Origin of the sequence: Bacillus sp. 2205SS5-2 (assembly GCF_037024155.1) — a bacterium.
In the GTDB taxonomy this organism is placed as follows: Bacteria; Bacillota; Bacilli; order Bacillales; family Bacillaceae_K; genus Bacillus_CI.
Genome location: NZ_JAYKTS010000010.1, coordinates 70,710 through 85,849 on the forward strand (window position 1 = coordinate 70,710; position 15,140 = coordinate 85,849).

Genomic DNA, 15,140 nt, shown 5'->3' on the forward strand with positions numbered 1-15,140 from the left:
TATCGCAACCTTTGTGATATAGAAAAAAATGGATGACAATCTTGTGTTTTATCTTTAATTGATTTGAAAAAGAATGTTACGAAATATACAGTCAATTCTCCTACCTGTCGACTTACTCCCTTTTGCGAAATGTGATAATTTTCGCGAAAAATAGCCAAACCTAAAAATATTCACACTATTAATAAAGAATTTCTTGTAGAATATTTGGAGCATGAAAATGGAAAGAGAGGTAATTAAATGCAAACAAATCACGTTTTAAAACTGAATAAGGTAGAAGAAATGCTTCCATTTCTCCCACTTCTTCAAGAGTTACGACCGGCCATTAATGAAAATCGTTTCTATACAATGACAAAAGAATTAATTGATCAAGGATATTGTATGATGGTGCTATTGGCTAATCAAGAACCCGTCGCCCTAGCAGGAGTCGTGATCTTAACTAATTATTATGACGGGAAACATGTATATGTGTATGATTTGGTGACTTCTTTATATTATCGATCGAAAGGATACGGTGAAGAGCTATTATGTTCCGTTGAAAGTTGGGGGAAGCAGCGCGGCTGTGAAAATATTGTATTATCTACAGGGATTCAACGAAGAGATGCCCACCGATTTTACCAAGAGAAAGGAAAATACATGAAAGCAAGCTACGTGTTTCGAAAACCACTTTAAGGATAGGGAAAAACTATGAGTATATCTTTTGAACTTATGCTTTTCTATTTTACGTCGTTTTTTACCAACGCCATTGTTCTAATGGAAGAAACTTCTTCATTTAGTCAACAAGTCGTTTTGATTGGGGCGATCGGGCTGGTAAGTTTACTTGTGTATCTTATTTTGAGAAATTCAAGCAAACTGTATCGGTTTTTAGGCGAAACTGGAAATAACGTTTTGATGAGGTTAATGGGGTTAATTGTTATGGTTATTGCCATCGAATTTATGGTGAACGGGATTAAGCCAATTATTCGTGATATATTGATGCTTAACTGATAAGAGTGAAGAATCACAAGGATGGTGAGAGATATTAGATAGTAAGACTCAATAGAAGTCTCCTTGTAGTTTATATTTAACTGGCTGTTTTCGCAAAGGTTGTGGCTTTTCGTATCAATTTATTATCTATGATATAGCTTTATTTCGGGCATCATTTACGAAAAGCGGAAGTGGCTGCCCTGCGGCGTCAGGCAAATGAAGAACTCGGAAGTGATGCCTGCATCGCTGGAGGGTTTTTCATTTGACCCCGAGCCGCAAGCCACTGAAGCTGGATCCATCTATTTTTAATGAAAATCAACAGTGAAATGGAGGATTTAGTCAAAAATCAGATGAAATAGTCACAATGTATACGAAAAGAGCCATAGAAAAAGAACAACCATCATGCCACAATATCTGCGTGATGGATGTTCGGTGATTATTTAACTGTAAAAGAAACTTTTTGTTTATAATTATTCTCTTTTGCTTTCATCCAAAAAGTAAAAGTATAAGAACCTGATTTTAACTTAAAGGAGAGAGGGATGGTCCATTCTTCTCCAGGTTCAAGAGTCACTTCTTCAAGAGCTTGTGTAAACATTTTTCCTTCTGAGTATTTCAGCAGGATTTCCCCTTGTTCATTTCGAAGTTCGTAATCATATAGTTGTCCACTACTAAAGTGAAGAACTACCTTTTTTTCAGTCTGGTTTTTAAGCATGAATTGAAAGGTAGTAGTGCCATTTTCTGATGTTTCCGTAAGTGTAGGGACTACCTCACCTGCGATAATGCCAGCAGGCTCTTTGCTTGATTCGGGCGTTTTTTCATTCATTTCTTCCTCTCCTTGTGGTTTTTGGTTATTGGAATTATTTTCACTTGTAGAATCAACAGACCCACATGCTGCAAGAATCAGGCTCAATGATAAGCATACTAATATTTTTTTCATAGAGAGCACCTCCATCTATATAGACGAAAAAAGAGAAAATAGGTTACATCTTTAACGAAGTTGATTTGAGGTTGACAGTGATTTAGCAAACTGAATTGCCGGTCTACGCACTAAAGATGTTAACCTAACTCGATTATATCGTTGAATCAGAATAAAAGGAAAATTAAATACACAAGCATAAACAACCATCAAAAATCCGAGTCTCCAGTCTCCGAACAAAAAGAAGAATGGGGAAGGTAGAATTTGTAGCCAATGAGCTAACTCGCTGCGTTTCGTTTCTAGAATGAGCTGTTCGAATAATACCTGATTTCTATGGAATTTTTTTCCTGAAATATGTGTGAAAAAAAGATTTCTGGCATCCGGCAATCTTTTTTGCCATCGATTGATTTTCCATTTTCGATAGAAGGCATCATTTTTCTCCCACGAAAGAGGTTCAAAAATTATCGAGAAAGTCTCAATTGCCTTTTTAGAAAATTTGGATGAAAGCCAGGAAGCTAGAAGGTGGATAAACAGCCAACTTCCTGCGATTAGGAGACTAATCTTCATTTCATTTTTTCTCCTTTATCCGAAATCACAACATTTCTTCCTTTCCACATTGATCGCTTTAATAAATAAGTAGTAACTAGTGAATAGAAAAATGTAACCAGGAAGAATCCTAGGTTGACTGGAAATAAAAAAGTAGATAGAAGGGAGAAATGACCGATTTTTCTTAATGTCCTAAATAAAACAAGCGTGATCCATGCATAGAGAAGCCAAACTGATTCGGTTATTGGGTCTGAAAGTAAATTCGATACAAATGTATAGAGACTTCCAATCCAAATCAGTATTATGATAAGAAGTATAGGTTGTATGTTTTTGGCTCCTGTAGCGAAGCTTTTTGCCCATCCAAAAAATACACTTGGGAGGGATGCAGAATACATTCTCATATTCAGTACATCTTTTCCGCTATACGCCTCGATGATTTTCCCCTGCTGCTTAAATGCGTTTAGCAAGGCTAGATTTTCAACTATTTCTCCAGATATCGATTTATGTCCACCTAACTGAAAATAAGAATCTTTTTCACATAATAAGCACTGCCCAAACCCCCCAAAAGCTTGGGTATTAGAAAATGGATGGGTGTGTCCGGTAGCAGCAAAAATAACTAAATGAAAGAATGACGACAACCTTTCAATAGAGGATTTCATCATGTGAAAGGGGTGAATTGAAAATACGACACTTTTCTTGGAACTGAATAAAGAAGCAATCTTGCATAAGCCGTTCTTTTCAAACGTCGTATCAGCATCTAAAAACAGCAACCATTCTCCTTTAGTTTTTTGTGCTCCAATCCAACATGCCCAAGATTTCCCCATCCAATTCGGAGGCAATGGAGGGGCATCAATGACTGTCGCTCCAAGTGCTAAGGCGACTTCTTTCGTTCGATCCGTTGAATCATCATTAACAACGATGATCTCTTTTGGTCGAAAAGCTTGCTTCTTAAGAGAAGTAAGTAGCGATTTGAGATTGTCTTCTTCATTTCTAGCAGGAATGATTATAGATATCTTTTTTGTTTGGTTTTGAGTCCCTTCTTTTGCGGATAAGTCAAAGGTAGGAATTCGCCAAAATAATAGTTTATGAATCACTATAAAAAGTATTCCACTAAGCATGCATTTCACTTCTTTCTTTTGATAGGGCTGTTTTCGATTCTTTTTATTGTTTCTTTGTGCTCGTTTATAACCATTGATTAAGGATGGTTTCTGTAGACTATTTCTAATTATTGGACGAAATCTATATCGAATAGGAGCAATAATAATATTATTACAATCAGTAGTAACACTACTTACGATAACCTTCATGACGGCAACTCCACGGTCACCATCTTCCATGAAAAAAGCTATTTCTACCTTTGGTATAAGACGGATGGATTTGAATAAGGCAAATATTTATCGAGGGCTAAAAATTCCTATTTTCAAACAATGAGCCTTTGCTACAGCTCCATCTTACCCATTAACCAATAATTCGATACTCGATTAATGCGAAGTGGTGATGCCTCTCAATTTAAGTAAAAAGCGTGGGTCATGTCCTCTTACAAGGGGAAGATCTTTAAATCCGAGCTGATATTAAAAGGTTGTTTTCGCAAAGTATGTAGCTAGATCCGTCTGATTTTGATGGAAATCAACGGTGAAATGGGAGATGTAGTCCAAAATGAGATGAAGTAGCCACAACTTATACGATAAAAGCCAATTAAAAAGGACTTCCAATTTAAGATAAGGTGAATGAGCTACTCTCCTAATAGTGTGTTAATTAGAATGCCTAGTCGTAAAAAATCAATAGAGAGTTGGAAAATAGAAACTTTTTGTCGGATCTATTCGTTTACATTAAAGCTATTCATTCTATTTCAGATGGACTCCGCTTATTGTTAAACCCATAATAATTAGACAAAAAGCTGCACTGAAGCAAAGTTCTATAATATCTTTTATTATCTGTTTACAAAGTAACATGCTTTGCAAAAACAGCCTTTTGTTATAAGTAAGCAAGAAAAAGGAAATAATGGTGACCGGAAGAATAAACGTCAAAGGAATGGAGGATAAGCTAGTTATGAGTAAAAAAGTGATTATTATCGGTGGCGGACTTGGGGGGATGTCCGCAGCGATCCGATTAGCAGGAAGTGGATATAAGGTCACCCTGGTCGAAAAAGGAGAGCGATTAGGCGGGAAATTAAATATTCGAAAAGGAGAGGGATATACTTTCGACACGGGTCCTTCTATATTAACGATGCCATGGGTATTAGAGAAACTTTTCGCTTCTGTCGATAAGAATTTGCATGATTACCTGAATCTCCAGCGAGTTGAACCGGGTTGGAGAACCTTTTTTGAAGATGGGACGACAATTGATTTAACAGCTGATTTACCAAGAATGCTTGAAGAACTAAAAAAAGTGTCAGATGAGGATGCGAATGAATTCTTTCAGTACCTACAGTATTCTAATAAGATGTATGAACTCAGCATGAAGAGTTTTTATAAAAAAAGCATCAGTGGATTAACAGATTTACGCTCTATGCACGGGATGAAAGAACTGCTACAAATGGACCCTATGAAAACGATGGATGCTGCGACGAAAAAACATTTTAAAAATAAGCATTTGCAACAGCTGTTTAACTTTTTAATTATGTATATTGGATCCTCTCCGTATCATGCACCTGCGATTCTTACTCAACTCGCTCATGTTCAATTAGGAATTGGGGTCTATTATGTACAGGGGGGCATGTATCAGATTGCTGTAGCGATGGAGTCGTTATTGAACGAGCTTGGAGTAGAAGTACGATTGAATACAAAAGTGGTGGAAGTATTATCAAATGGATCAAAAGCTCAAGGTGTAAAACTGGAAAATGGGGTTTCATTGCTTGGTGATATCGTGATTTCAAATTTAGAAGCCATCCCTTTTTATAGCAATTTAATGAATCAGAATGCAGAAGTCGAAAAAGCGCAAAAAGAGTTAAGCAAATATGAGCCTACTGTGTCTGGCCTCGTTTTACTGCTTGGAATCAATCGTACATATGAAAAATTAGCGCATCACAATTTCTTCTTTTCAAAAGATGCAAAAGAAGAATTTCACCAAATCTTTAATGAAAAGAGGATGGCTGATGATCCAACAGTTTATGTTGGGGTTTCAGCAAAATCAGATGATTCACAAGCCCCAAATGGGAAAGAAAATCTCTTTGTTTTAACTCATGTTCCTCCTTTACAAAAAAATGAGAATTGGGAGGACTACAAGGAGGCATATCGTGACAAGATTCTTACGAAATTAGAGAGAATGGGTTTGAAAAATATTCGAAAACACGTCGAGTTTGAATATCAGTTCACACCGAATGACCTTCAATCCTTGTACGGATCCAATGGGGGCTCAATTTACGGAGTGGTCACGGACCGAAAGCTAAATGGTGGATTTAAAATTCCAAATAAAAGTAATGTATTAGAAAATGTGTACTTTGTTGGAGGATCCACACATCCTGGCGGAGGAGTACCAATGGTGACGCTCTCAGGACAATTGACAGCGGATTTAATTGAAGAAGAACAAAGGTATTTTTTAAAGAAAAGGGATATTGGTTAAGATTGTTTTTGCATAGTTTGTTGCTTTTCGAACTAATCTATAAGCGAAGAGATAGCTTTGTTTCGGGGCATTTTTTCTTTTGTTTTTGAGGGAAACCAACAGTGAAATGGATGGTCAATCAAAAATGAGGTGAAATAGCCAAAATGCATACGGGAAAAGCCTTGGTTAAAGATAATTCAGCAAAAAAACAGCTGTTTTTTTGCTGAATTAATTAATATTGTTCACCTTTGTTTTGTTATAATAGGATTTATACTGAACTTTAAGGAGAACCTAATGAGTATTTCAAAATTCATCACAAGTCTAATTCTTGCCTTTTGTTTGACAATAGTGTTCCGGTTCTTAGCCATTCCTGAGCCAGTGTCATTCTTTCTCATTTTTTGTATAGTGTTGCTTTATCTTTATTTACCATTTATTTATAGTATTTATTACTCTAAAAATATAAATAGAATTGACCGGTTTTTAGAAAAAAACGATAAGCAACCGATGATGAAACTGTATTATGCACTTGGAAACGGGAAGGAAGAAGAGATTCAACAGTCCCTGTTATTATTAAAACAAAAGTATAGAAATAGTCGACATATGTCCCTATTCACGGTCATAGCGTCTCTTCATCAAAATGACCTAAAAAACCTGAAAACGGACATCGACAACATTCCACAGAGAGAGTATCGCTTATACTATGACACATTGTTTAGTATCATGATTAGAGAATCCGAAAAAGTAATTAATGAAAAATTAACACAGATAAAAAAAGAGTGGATGAAAGATGCGCTTAAAGCTGAATTGGCTAAACGAAAGGGCAATAGAAATGAAGCCCTTCGTTTAAGTAATAGCGCGGCTGAAAAAGCAAGAGGGATACAATATTACCTTTTAGTGAAAGAACTGGATAAAATGAATAATATAGCCTAAAAAGAGCCGGATGGGGCTTTTTTTTGGGAAGAGTGTAGTTAAAAGGCTATTTTAAAAGGAATTTTTTCTTTTTAATCTAATTTTTTAAGGACTCCCCCCCTCAAGTATGTGGTTCGTAGGGGGAAATAGAAAAGATGCCCCGCAAACTCTAATTTAACAGGAATCTATACTTTTCCGAAAGACAACATTCTTTGAGATATTATCCATTTAGTAAGTAAATACACTGGTTAAAATAGTTAATGCCTATTGGTTGAGCTAGAGTTATTCTGAGATTTTCTAGTTACACCACATCCTGTTTGGGCCAATGTTCATCTATAAATTCATCTCGACCTGATTTTTGACGATCTTGCTTATAAGCGGTTGGTTCTTTTTTATAATAGTGTTGGTGAATTTCTTCTGCTGGATAAAAAGTAGCTGCAGGTAAAATTTCAGTAACAATAGACTTTTGAAACCGATTGGACTCTTCAAGTAACTTCTTGGAGTACTCAGCAGCTGTTCTTTGCTTTTTATTATGAAAGAAGATGGCCGTTCGATATTGATTCCCTCGATCGTGAAATTGTCCCTCATCATCTGTTGGATCAATTTGTGGCCAATACAAATCTAATAATTGTTGATAAGAAAAGTGAGTAAGATCAAAAGTGATTTGTACAACTTCATAATGCCCCGTTTTTCCTGTTTTCACTTCGTCATAAGTTGGATTTGAGAGTTGCCCACCCATATAGCCAGATTCTATTTTTAAGATGCCTGGTAACGAATCGAAGGGCTGAACCATACACCAAAAACAGCCTCCGCCAAAAGTTGCTAATTGAATCTTTTTTTCATGGATATTTCCCCCGTATATTTCTGAAAATGATATGAATAGATTTTACATAATTTAATTCGCTAAAGCAATAAAAAAATCCCTTAAGATAATTGTGATTCATTTCACAAATTAGCCACAAATCCCCTGTGTACTCTTACGAATTCGTGGTAAACTATAAGTGTAAAGAAAATACAAAACAACAAACAAACTTCTCACCTTAGGAGGCTCAACCATATCATGTTCGTTCCATAGGATGAGCGAAATACAAATTGTTTCTTTACAAGAGAATGTAAGCGCTTACCGAGGGTTTTCTATTTACTTTTTGAAGAAGTTCCTTTCTATTCACCTTACTTTCGATGTTTACCTGAGAGATAGAAGTTGACCGTTCAGACTCTACGGTTTATCAGAATCGAATATCTTATATGTTCTCACAGTTTTCTATATTTTACTCTAATTCATGGGATAACGGAACATCCGGAATAGGGTTCAACTTTAATTCTTAAAGCCCATCTTAACTAGCTTTATAGATAAAAGATCTCCCTATACCAAAATATCAACGGACAAGATGGTAGGTTCCACATAAGAGAAAGACAATCATGAGAGGGTAGAAACAGAAATTGTAAGGCATGACAGAAAAGGTTGAATATTTAGGCGATGAGTATTCAAAAACTAAGCTAATCCTGAACTGGTAAATGCAAAAAGTACGAAATAGCAAATTTATGTTAGATATGGAACTAACGTAAATCAGTCACTGTTCGATTTGAAGTTAGTATGACCTTACTAGGTGATATACTGACTGATAAAATGGTTGGGTCCCCTAAGGTGTTAAGTCTAGTCCTTATCTAAGTGATAGGGGCTTTTTTTTGTTAAAAAATGTTTCTTCATTATAAGAAAAGGGAAGGAGGTTAGAAAGAATTTGATGGGAGAGAGGGTAAGTAGATCATGACGGGAATAAATAGTGCAGCTCGTGCAAAACAACAAGCGAAACATGCAACCAATGATGTAAAACCGTGGGTGAAAATAGCAGCAAGAACAGGTTATATGGCCAAAGGATTGGTTTATATTCTTATTGGAATCTTAGCTTTGATGGCGGCAGTAGGGGTTGGAGGTAAAACTACGAATTCAACTGGTGCACTTTCGTCTATTGCCAATGAACCTTATGGAGAAATCCTGTTGTGGATTATTGGAATCGGTTTTGTAGGTTTAATCATGTGGAGAATCATTCAAGTAGCAATGGATCCCGATCATGAAGGGATTGACACTAAATCAATTTTTAGAAGAGTGTTTTTTGCATTTAATGGAATAGTGTACGGTATCTTGGCTTACAAAGCCTTCTCACTTGCGTTAAATGCAGGTGAATCTAGTGGTGATTCGAATTCAAAGCAAACACTCTCAGCAAAACTACTCTCAGAACCGTTTGGTCAATGGATTATTGGGATGATAGGTCTAATAATGATAGGTTACGCAATTTATGAAATGTATAAAGCGTATCAAGAGAAGTACTTAAAGAAGTTTAAGCAGAATGAAATGGATGAGAAAGAATATGAGTTTAGTAGAAAATCTGGAAAGATTGGTTTTTTCGCAAGGGGCATCGTTTTGCTGATCATGGGGTATTTCATAATGGTAACCGCCGTTACTGCTAACTCTGAAAATACAAAAGGCCTAGACGGAGCGCTCTCAAAAATTGCTCAGCAGCCATACGGACAGTGGATGCTCGGGGTTGTTGCGCTTGGTTTAACTCTATACGGAGTGTTTCAAATTTTAAAAGGAAAAAATCGACATATGCGTTTAACTAGTACCTATTGGCTTTAGTATCTGGCAAAGAGGTATTATATGAAAAAAAATGGGGGTATATAGGTCAAAAAGGTGGTTAACATCCGATTTGGTAGGTGAAATTCAGTGTGTGAAAAAGAATTACCAAATTGATTGATACTTCTATTACTTTCAGGTGAATTATCATACCAATTCACAATCAAGTTCACATATTGACGACAACTATTGTCAGCGTGTTAATTATTATGTTAATTGAATTGCTATTTGATATGTTGAAAATGAATATAAGTTAAGGAGATTTGTGATTTTATGTAAAAATGAATGAAATTATAAATAGAGATAGTTTTATTAGGAGGTGAAATTGCGCAAAAGAGGTGTTTAAATTGGGGGAAATATTCTTTTATAGTGACCAAATAATTGAGCCTTTAGGCAATCAAAGGTTGGATAATATTCTTTTAGATGGTATGGATATTAAAAATGTCAAAATAGGTTATATTCCTTCTGCGGAGGATAAAGAAAGGACGAATTTCAATAATATCGAAATTATGGAATTTAAGACTTTATGTTTTTTGACCTTCATAGTGAATGTAAATCATCGAAGGTTGAAGAATTACTAAAACGTGATATTATTCACCTTTCTGCAGGAAACCCGATTAAGTTTAGGAATGCTCTCAAACAGCGCAATATGGAAAAAGTACTATGTGATAGTTCTAATCAAGACGGGATTATTGTAGGGGTAAGTGGTGGAGCTGTTCAACTTGGAAAATCTACGAAGTTATTTCAGATGTTTATGGGAGATTCTGATGAAGAAGTAGAAGCCTTACAACTTGTTAATTTTAACTTTTGACCTCATTTCGATCGTTGGAACGAAGATTATAATAAAGATGTTAATAATTATGCTAAAACAACAGGAACAACAATATATGCGGGTAATGATGGAGATGGAATTATTGTTGAAGATAACAAAATCCAGATGATAGGTGATATTGTTGTGATTATCGGTCATAAAAACAGAACGCTGGATTTTAGTATCCAAGCGTTTTTTTGATATTTATGATGCTAAACATATTGTGCTGTAGTATGTTTTGCATTTATTTTTTTTGCATTTTCTCCACATTATCTGAACTACTTAATGAGGTTTTTGGAAGCTATTTTTATGAGTATTTGAATCATGCTTCAAAGTTTCTGATTGATTTAACTCTCAATATCAGAACAATCGTTACAGCTACCATGAAGGTTGGCAATAAATTTGTAGTCAATAAGGCAAAATGGCGTTCAGTTGAAGGAAAGAGATACACCATCAATATAAACGCTATAATGCCAACAAAAGAAGGGAGTACCGCGACGAAGTTTTGCATTTTTTCACTCTTGGGAAGGTCGTTAAATATTTTCATACTAGAGTAAAACGTAGCAAAAACGACTAGAAATAACACTAGGGTTTCTACGAGTAGCATTTGAATTCACCTCCTACCTTTAAATTATCATACACTGAAATTTTTTACAATAAAATACAAATATGGAAGTGTAGTATTATAATAAATATCCTATTTAGGAGGGGGATATCGTATGACTAAAAAGTTTTTTATATCTTCGTTGCTAATTGTTCCCTCTTTAGTCCCTGTGATGTTAAGCTTTGCTTCGTCGTCTGGTGCCAGTTTTATTTCCGGAAAATCGTCTAGTGGTTTTATTTTAAGTGATTTCAAAGAGAAGTACCAAGAGAACGAAAGGCCTTTTCAAGATAAGAAGGTCAAGATGAAACCCGATTAGCATATGATGTTTTAACTTATGTCGTTGATCAGTCAATCTCTCAAACGATTGCAAAAGAAGTGAAAAATGTTGACGGTGGCGTTATTACCGTGGGAATCGACTAAGTGAATGACTACTTATCCGATTACGGAGTATCTCGCCTTTTACTAGCAGCCGTTGCAGCGAAATGCGGTTTTGTTTGTATTGTGACAATCGGGACAAGTTGTCAAGCTAGTTAGGGTAAGTAATTGGCGATTGATCGAAGCATTATTGCAGCATGTTTTACAAGCCTCTAAAACGCTTAGACTTTCCATCTACGAATCTCTCCCATATTGATATAACCCATTTGTTTGCATTGTGATTATAAGCATTGAATTAAAATTTTTGAAGGTTGTCAGACAGCCGAAATTTCCATATATTTTATTTTTAAGAATTTTGAGGAATGTCGTTTTGTTCGATTTTGATAAAGAGGCTAAGTGGCTGTTTGGTAGACATTATCCACATTTTATAAATTGTCATCATTTTAGGCTCTTCACCAATGGCTCTTTTCGTATACATTGTGGCTATTTCACCTGATTTTTGATTACATCGCCCATTTCACTGTTGATTTCCATTAAAAATAGATGGATCCAGCTTCAGTGGCTTGCGGCTCGGGGTCAAATGAAAAACCCTTCAGCGATCAGGCATCACTTCCGAGTTATTCATTTGCCTGACGCCGGAGGACAGCCACTTCCGCTTTTCGTAAATGATGCCCGAAACAAAGCTATATTAACGTTTATAGACTGAGACGAAAAGCAACGAACTTTGCGAAAACAGCCATATAATATTAAAAACCTACTTTTAACACCGTTCGAAAAATCGAACGGTGTTATGTGTGTTTGAAGGATAAAAATCAAACAACTCTATTGTAAGTGAACAGTAATTATTGAATAGATTTTTTATTCTGCTATTGGCTTAAATCAAGAAGGCTTATTTCCGATCCAATCATTGTGACTCGTTCATCCTAGTGTTTTGGTTATATTTTAATGAGAAAAATAGTCGGTATGATTCTCTGACACCTTCCAATATTCAATTCCACTATAATAAGAGTGAATATTTCTCTTTTCCCGGTTTTTCTTTTACAATAATAAAAGCTTAAAAGAAATGAGGAGAAAAGATGTCCCGAATTCGAACCGAAAAATGGAGAGATTTTAAAGATCTAATTATTCATACTCAGTTTTCTAAAACTAGGTTTGGAATCGCTGTAAGCTTAAGCTTAATTTCGACACTTGTAGGACTTGCGATACCGCTAATCACCAAAAATGTAATTGATGATGTTGATGTTGCCAATCTAGGATGGAACATCATTGTCATGCTTCTGTTCGCTTTTATATTGCAAGCTTTAGCAAGTGGGGTGTCCATCTACCTATTGAATTATGTAGGTCAGCATGTTGTAGCTGGGTTACGTACCCGTTTATGGACAAAACAACTCCATTTACCTGTGTCTTTTTATGATGAGCAAAAAACTGGAGAACTTATTAGTCGGATGACAAATGATACAAGCGTGGTGAAAGGCTTAATTACAGATCACTCAACCGGATTTTTTTCAGGGATTTTATCTATTATAGGATCGATTGCCATACTACTGTATCTTGACTGGAAAATGACTATGATTATGATAGTTGCGATTCCATTAACTGCAATTATATTAATTCCATTAGGACGAAAAATGTATACAGTGTCAAAAGAGCTTCAAAAAGAAACTGCAAATTTTACGGCTTTGTTAACAGGTGTGTTGGCAGAAATTAGATTGGTTAAATCATCTAATGCTGAAGAAAAGGAAGAAAAAAATGGAGAGAATTCCATAAGGGATCTGTTTCATATCGGATTAAAAGAAGCGAAAATCCAAGCGATAATAGCTCCTCTAATGACATTAGTATTAATGGCACTGCTCGTGCTAGTAATGGGGTACGGAGGATACAGGGTCACTCAAGGAGAATTAAGCCCTGGTGATTTGGTCGCTTTCATTCTTTATTTGTTTCAAATTGTTATTCCAATATCGGCTTTTACAACCTTTTTTACACAGTTGCAAAAATCAATGGGTGCAACGGAACGAATGCTGGAACTAATGGATCATCCCCATGAAGATTTAGTGGCAGGTAAAGAAGTAGTTGATTTAAACCAAAGTCTTAAATTTGTAGATGTCTCTTTTCATTATCAAAATAACGAAGATGTTTTAAAAAAGCTATCCTTTACAATTCCCCCTGGAAAGGTTACCGCTATCATTGGACCTAGCGGAAGTGGAAAGACAACCTTGTTTTCTATTTTGGAACGCTTTTATTCTCCAACGACAGGTAATATTAAACTTGGTGATCGTTCAATTGATGACTTTTCATTAGCAAGCTGGAGACAAGAAATGGGATATGTATCACAAGAAAGTCCGATTCTTGCAGGTACTGTTAAAGACAATATTATTTATGGATGCCAACGACAAGTTTCTAATGAGGAGATTTTAGCGGCAACAAAAATGGCATATGCGGATCAATTTATTGAAGAATTACCTCAAGGGTATGAGACGCAAGTAGGGGAGAGAGGAATCAAACTTTCCGGAGGTCAACGTCAACGAATCGGAATTGCCCGAGCATTAATTAGAAATCCTAAACTACTTTTACTAGATGAAGCTACTTCAAGTTTGGATAGTAAGTCGGAAATTGTCGTGCAAAAAGCTTTAGAAAATTTGATGATCGGTCGTACGACTGTGGTGATCGCCCATCGGCTTTCAACCGTGATTCACGCTGATCAACTCGTTTTTATTGATCGGGGAAAAATTACGGGTGTTGGAAAGCATGAAGAATTATATGAAAAACATGTCCTTTATAAACAATTTGCCGATCAACAATTACATCGTGTGAAGGTTCATGAATAAATTTTGAATCCTTCGATAACGCCAGTATAATCGGCCCATTTCTACTATCAATTAAACCCTTAATGAACATTTCCTCCTGTTCTGATTTAGGGTGGATAAAGATCGATAGCATCAAAAAACACTTCATGGCTAATTAAGCATGAAGTGTTTTTTTTGATGAAATTGTATTTTGAATGTATTCAATTGAAATCTTGTTGAAAATCTCAGGCTGATCAATATTACAAACGTGACCACAATTTTCGATGCTAGTAAGATCCAAGCCTTGTTGTTGAGCGACCAATTCCTTGACGGGCGTAAGGAATAGATAGTCTTCTTCTCCCATAATAAACAAAGTTGGAATCCCGTTTACGACTTTTTGCAGGTTTCGCAAATAAGGGTTGACGGATTTTGTTAAGGTGAACCAACGAATAAATTCATTTTGGCACATTTTTTTCGCTTGTCGGATAAAAGCATACCTTGATTCTGAATGAGACTTTCTCGGCATAATTATCCAAGCGAATAATCGATAAAGCCACATATAAGGAAAGATATGTTTACAAAGATGACCAACAGTTAGAAGAAATTTAGTCCGAACATTTAATTGTATAATGGCTCCAGCCAAAATTAAGGACTGGACACGTTCAGGGTACATTCTAGCAAAGGTTTGGACCACAATAGTACCGAGTGAAATACCAATCATATGCGTTTTTGTTAATCCTAAATGGTCAATCACTTCTTTCACATCTTGAGCGATATGATCGAAATGGTCGCCTTTATTCCAAGTAACTTTAGACTGACCATGTCCACGTAAATCAATGCAAAGGACGTTAAAATGTTTTTTATACTCTTTAATTTGTTTATACCATATAGAGGAACTCCCACCAGCACCGTGAACAAAAGTTACCCAAGGTGCAAGTGTATGAGCTTGATAGGTTCTGTAATGTAACACGTCTCTGTCAAACCTCACTTCTTAATTATTCTATGTTTAAAAATATAATCGTTAAAGCTTTGTCAAAGAAATAATAGAATCTCTTCCTTTC

General features: G+C 35.8%; 15 protein-coding genes. 8 read left to right on the forward strand and 7 right to left on the reverse strand.

The features are described 5' to 3' along the window. Positions 1–237: 237 nt before the first annotated feature. Together U8D43_RS08930 and U8D43_RS08935 are read left to right on the forward strand one after the other, a co-directional pair. Positions 238–669, forward strand: a complete 432-nt coding sequence (locus U8D43_RS08930; protein ID WP_335870843.1) for a GNAT family N-acetyltransferase — start codon at positions 238–240, stop codon at positions 667–669. 15 nt (positions 670–684) lie between these two features. Beyond that, positions 685–984 carry a MarC family protein gene (locus tag U8D43_RS08935; RefSeq protein WP_335870844.1) on the forward strand — a complete coding sequence of 100 codons (300 nt, stop codon included), beginning with the start codon at positions 685–687 and terminating at the stop codon, positions 982–984. Between the two features lie 415 nt (positions 985–1,399). On the opposite strand, the gene U8D43_RS08940 is transcribed toward U8D43_RS08935, so the two are convergent. From U8D43_RS08940 to U8D43_RS08950, 3 genes are read right to left on the reverse strand one after another with little or no spacing between them, the layout of a single operon-like run. Continuing rightward, on the reverse strand, positions 1,400–1,900 hold the full coding sequence (locus U8D43_RS08940; RefSeq protein ID WP_335870845.1) for a BsuPI-related putative proteinase inhibitor: 501 nt from the start codon (positions 1,898–1,900) through the stop codon (positions 1,400–1,402). Positions 1,901–1,951: 51 nt separating this feature from the next. Next, entirely contained in the window at positions 1,952–2,446 is a 495-nt protein-coding gene (locus tag U8D43_RS08945) for a glycosyl-4,4'-diaponeurosporenoate acyltransferase CrtO family protein (RefSeq protein ID WP_335870846.1), read from the reverse strand. Continuing rightward, positions 2,443–3,732, reverse strand: coding sequence for a glycosyltransferase family 2 protein (locus tag U8D43_RS08950; protein WP_335870847.1), 1,290 nt, complete (start codon positions 3,730–3,732; stop codon positions 2,443–2,445). Before U8D43_RS08950 ends, U8D43_RS08945 begins: the two co-directional genes overlap by 4 nt. Positions 3,733–4,474: 742 nt before the next feature. On the opposite strand from U8D43_RS08950, the gene U8D43_RS08955 reads away from it, so the two are divergent. Together U8D43_RS08955 and U8D43_RS08960 are read left to right on the forward strand one after the other, a co-directional pair. Then, positions 4,475–5,986: a phytoene desaturase family protein gene (locus U8D43_RS08955; RefSeq protein ID WP_335870848.1), complete on the forward strand. Its 1,512-nt coding sequence runs from the start codon at positions 4,475–4,477 to the stop codon at positions 5,984–5,986. Positions 5,987–6,259: 273 nt separating this feature from the next. Further along, positions 6,260–6,895 (forward strand): hypothetical protein, encoded by a 636-nt coding sequence (locus U8D43_RS08960; protein ID WP_335870849.1) that lies wholly within the window; start codon positions 6,260–6,262, stop codon positions 6,893–6,895. A 280-nt stretch (positions 6,896–7,175) separates the two neighbouring features. Here the strand turns inward: U8D43_RS08960 and msrA are convergent, their stop codons facing one another. Beyond that, complete coding sequence (gene msrA / locus U8D43_RS08965; protein WP_335870891.1) at positions 7,176–7,706, reverse strand: peptide-methionine (S)-S-oxide reductase MsrA; 531 nt, start codon at positions 7,704–7,706, stop codon at positions 7,176–7,178. A gap of 933 nt (positions 7,707–8,639) precedes the next feature. Here msrA and U8D43_RS08970 point away from each other — a divergent pair. Together U8D43_RS08970 and U8D43_RS08975 are read left to right on the forward strand one after the other, a co-directional pair. Further along, complete coding sequence (locus U8D43_RS08970; RefSeq protein WP_335870850.1) at positions 8,640–9,509, forward strand: DUF1206 domain-containing protein; 870 nt, start codon at positions 8,640–8,642, stop codon at positions 9,507–9,509. 523 nt (positions 9,510–10,032) lie between these two features. Next, the gene (locus U8D43_RS08975) at positions 10,033–10,317 is read left to right on the forward strand and encodes a Type 1 glutamine amidotransferase-like domain-containing protein (RefSeq protein WP_335870851.1); all 285 of its coding nucleotides are present in this window, start codon (positions 10,033–10,035) and stop codon (positions 10,315–10,317) included. 322 nt (positions 10,318–10,639) lie between these two features. Here the strand turns inward: U8D43_RS08975 and U8D43_RS08980 are convergent, their stop codons facing one another. After that, positions 10,640–10,924, reverse strand: a complete 285-nt coding sequence (locus U8D43_RS08980) for a hypothetical protein (RefSeq protein WP_335870852.1) — start codon at positions 10,922–10,924, stop codon at positions 10,640–10,642. Between the two features lie 112 nt (positions 10,925–11,036). On the opposite strand from U8D43_RS08980, the gene U8D43_RS08985 reads away from it, so the two are divergent. Further along, positions 11,037–11,237 carry a hypothetical protein gene (locus U8D43_RS08985; protein ID WP_335870853.1) on the forward strand — a complete coding sequence of 67 codons (201 nt, stop codon included), beginning with the start codon at positions 11,037–11,039 and terminating at the stop codon, positions 11,235–11,237. Between the two features lie 405 nt (positions 11,238–11,642). Here U8D43_RS08985 and U8D43_RS08990 read toward each other — a convergent pair whose 3' ends face one another. After that, positions 11,643–11,774, reverse strand: a complete 132-nt coding sequence (locus U8D43_RS08990; protein WP_335870854.1) for a hypothetical protein — start codon at positions 11,772–11,774, stop codon at positions 11,643–11,645. Between the two features lie 598 nt (positions 11,775–12,372). Between U8D43_RS08990 and U8D43_RS08995 the strand changes: the two genes are divergently transcribed. Continuing rightward, positions 12,373–14,121 (forward strand): ABC transporter ATP-binding protein, encoded by a 1,749-nt coding sequence (locus tag U8D43_RS08995; RefSeq protein WP_335870855.1) that lies wholly within the window; start codon positions 12,373–12,375, stop codon positions 14,119–14,121. 133 nt (positions 14,122–14,254) lie between these two features. Here U8D43_RS08995 and U8D43_RS09000 read toward each other — a convergent pair whose 3' ends face one another. Beyond that, a complete protein-coding gene (locus tag U8D43_RS09000) occupies positions 14,255–15,049 on the reverse strand; it encodes an alpha/beta fold hydrolase (protein ID WP_335870856.1) in 795 nt (264 codons plus the stop codon). Positions 15,050–15,140: the final 91 nt, after the last annotated feature.

Excerpts from the sequence above, each read along its gene's own strand:
- U8D43_RS08930 (WP_335870843.1), top strand. The coding sequence starts at position 238 with ATGCAAACAAATCACGTTTTAAAACTGAATAAGGTAGAAGAAATGCTT.
- U8D43_RS08935 (WP_335870844.1), top strand. The coding sequence starts at position 685 with ATGAGTATATCTTTTGAACTTATGCTTTTCTATTTTACGTCGTTTTTT.
- U8D43_RS08940 (WP_335870845.1), bottom strand. The coding sequence starts at position 1,900 with ATGAAAAAAATATTAGTATGCTTATCATTGAGCCTGATTCTTGCAGCA.
- U8D43_RS08945 (WP_335870846.1), bottom strand. The coding sequence starts at position 2,446 with ATGAAGATTAGTCTCCTAATCGCAGGAAGTTGGCTGTTTATCCACCTT.
- U8D43_RS08950 (WP_335870847.1), bottom strand. The coding sequence starts at position 3,732 with ATGAAGGTTATCGTAAGTAGTGTTACTACTGATTGTAATAATATTATT.
- U8D43_RS08955 (WP_335870848.1), top strand. The coding sequence starts at position 4,475 with ATGAGTAAAAAAGTGATTATTATCGGTGGCGGACTTGGGGGGATGTCC.
- U8D43_RS08960 (WP_335870849.1), top strand. The coding sequence starts at position 6,260 with ATGAGTATTTCAAAATTCATCACAAGTCTAATTCTTGCCTTTTGTTTG.
- U8D43_RS08970 (WP_335870850.1), top strand. The coding sequence starts at position 8,640 with ATGACGGGAATAAATAGTGCAGCTCGTGCAAAACAACAAGCGAAACAT.
- U8D43_RS08975 (WP_335870851.1), top strand. The coding sequence starts at position 10,033 with ATGTTTTTTGACCTTCATAGTGAATGTAAATCATCGAAGGTTGAAGAA.
- U8D43_RS08980 (WP_335870852.1), bottom strand. The coding sequence starts at position 10,924 with ATGCTACTCGTAGAAACCCTAGTGTTATTTCTAGTCGTTTTTGCTACG.
- U8D43_RS08985 (WP_335870853.1), top strand. The coding sequence starts at position 11,037 with ATGACTAAAAAGTTTTTTATATCTTCGTTGCTAATTGTTCCCTCTTTA.
- U8D43_RS08990 (WP_335870854.1), bottom strand. The coding sequence starts at position 11,774 with ATGTATACGAAAAGAGCCATTGGTGAAGAGCCTAAAATGATGACAATT.
- U8D43_RS08995 (WP_335870855.1), top strand. The coding sequence starts at position 12,373 with ATGTCCCGAATTCGAACCGAAAAATGGAGAGATTTTAAAGATCTAATT.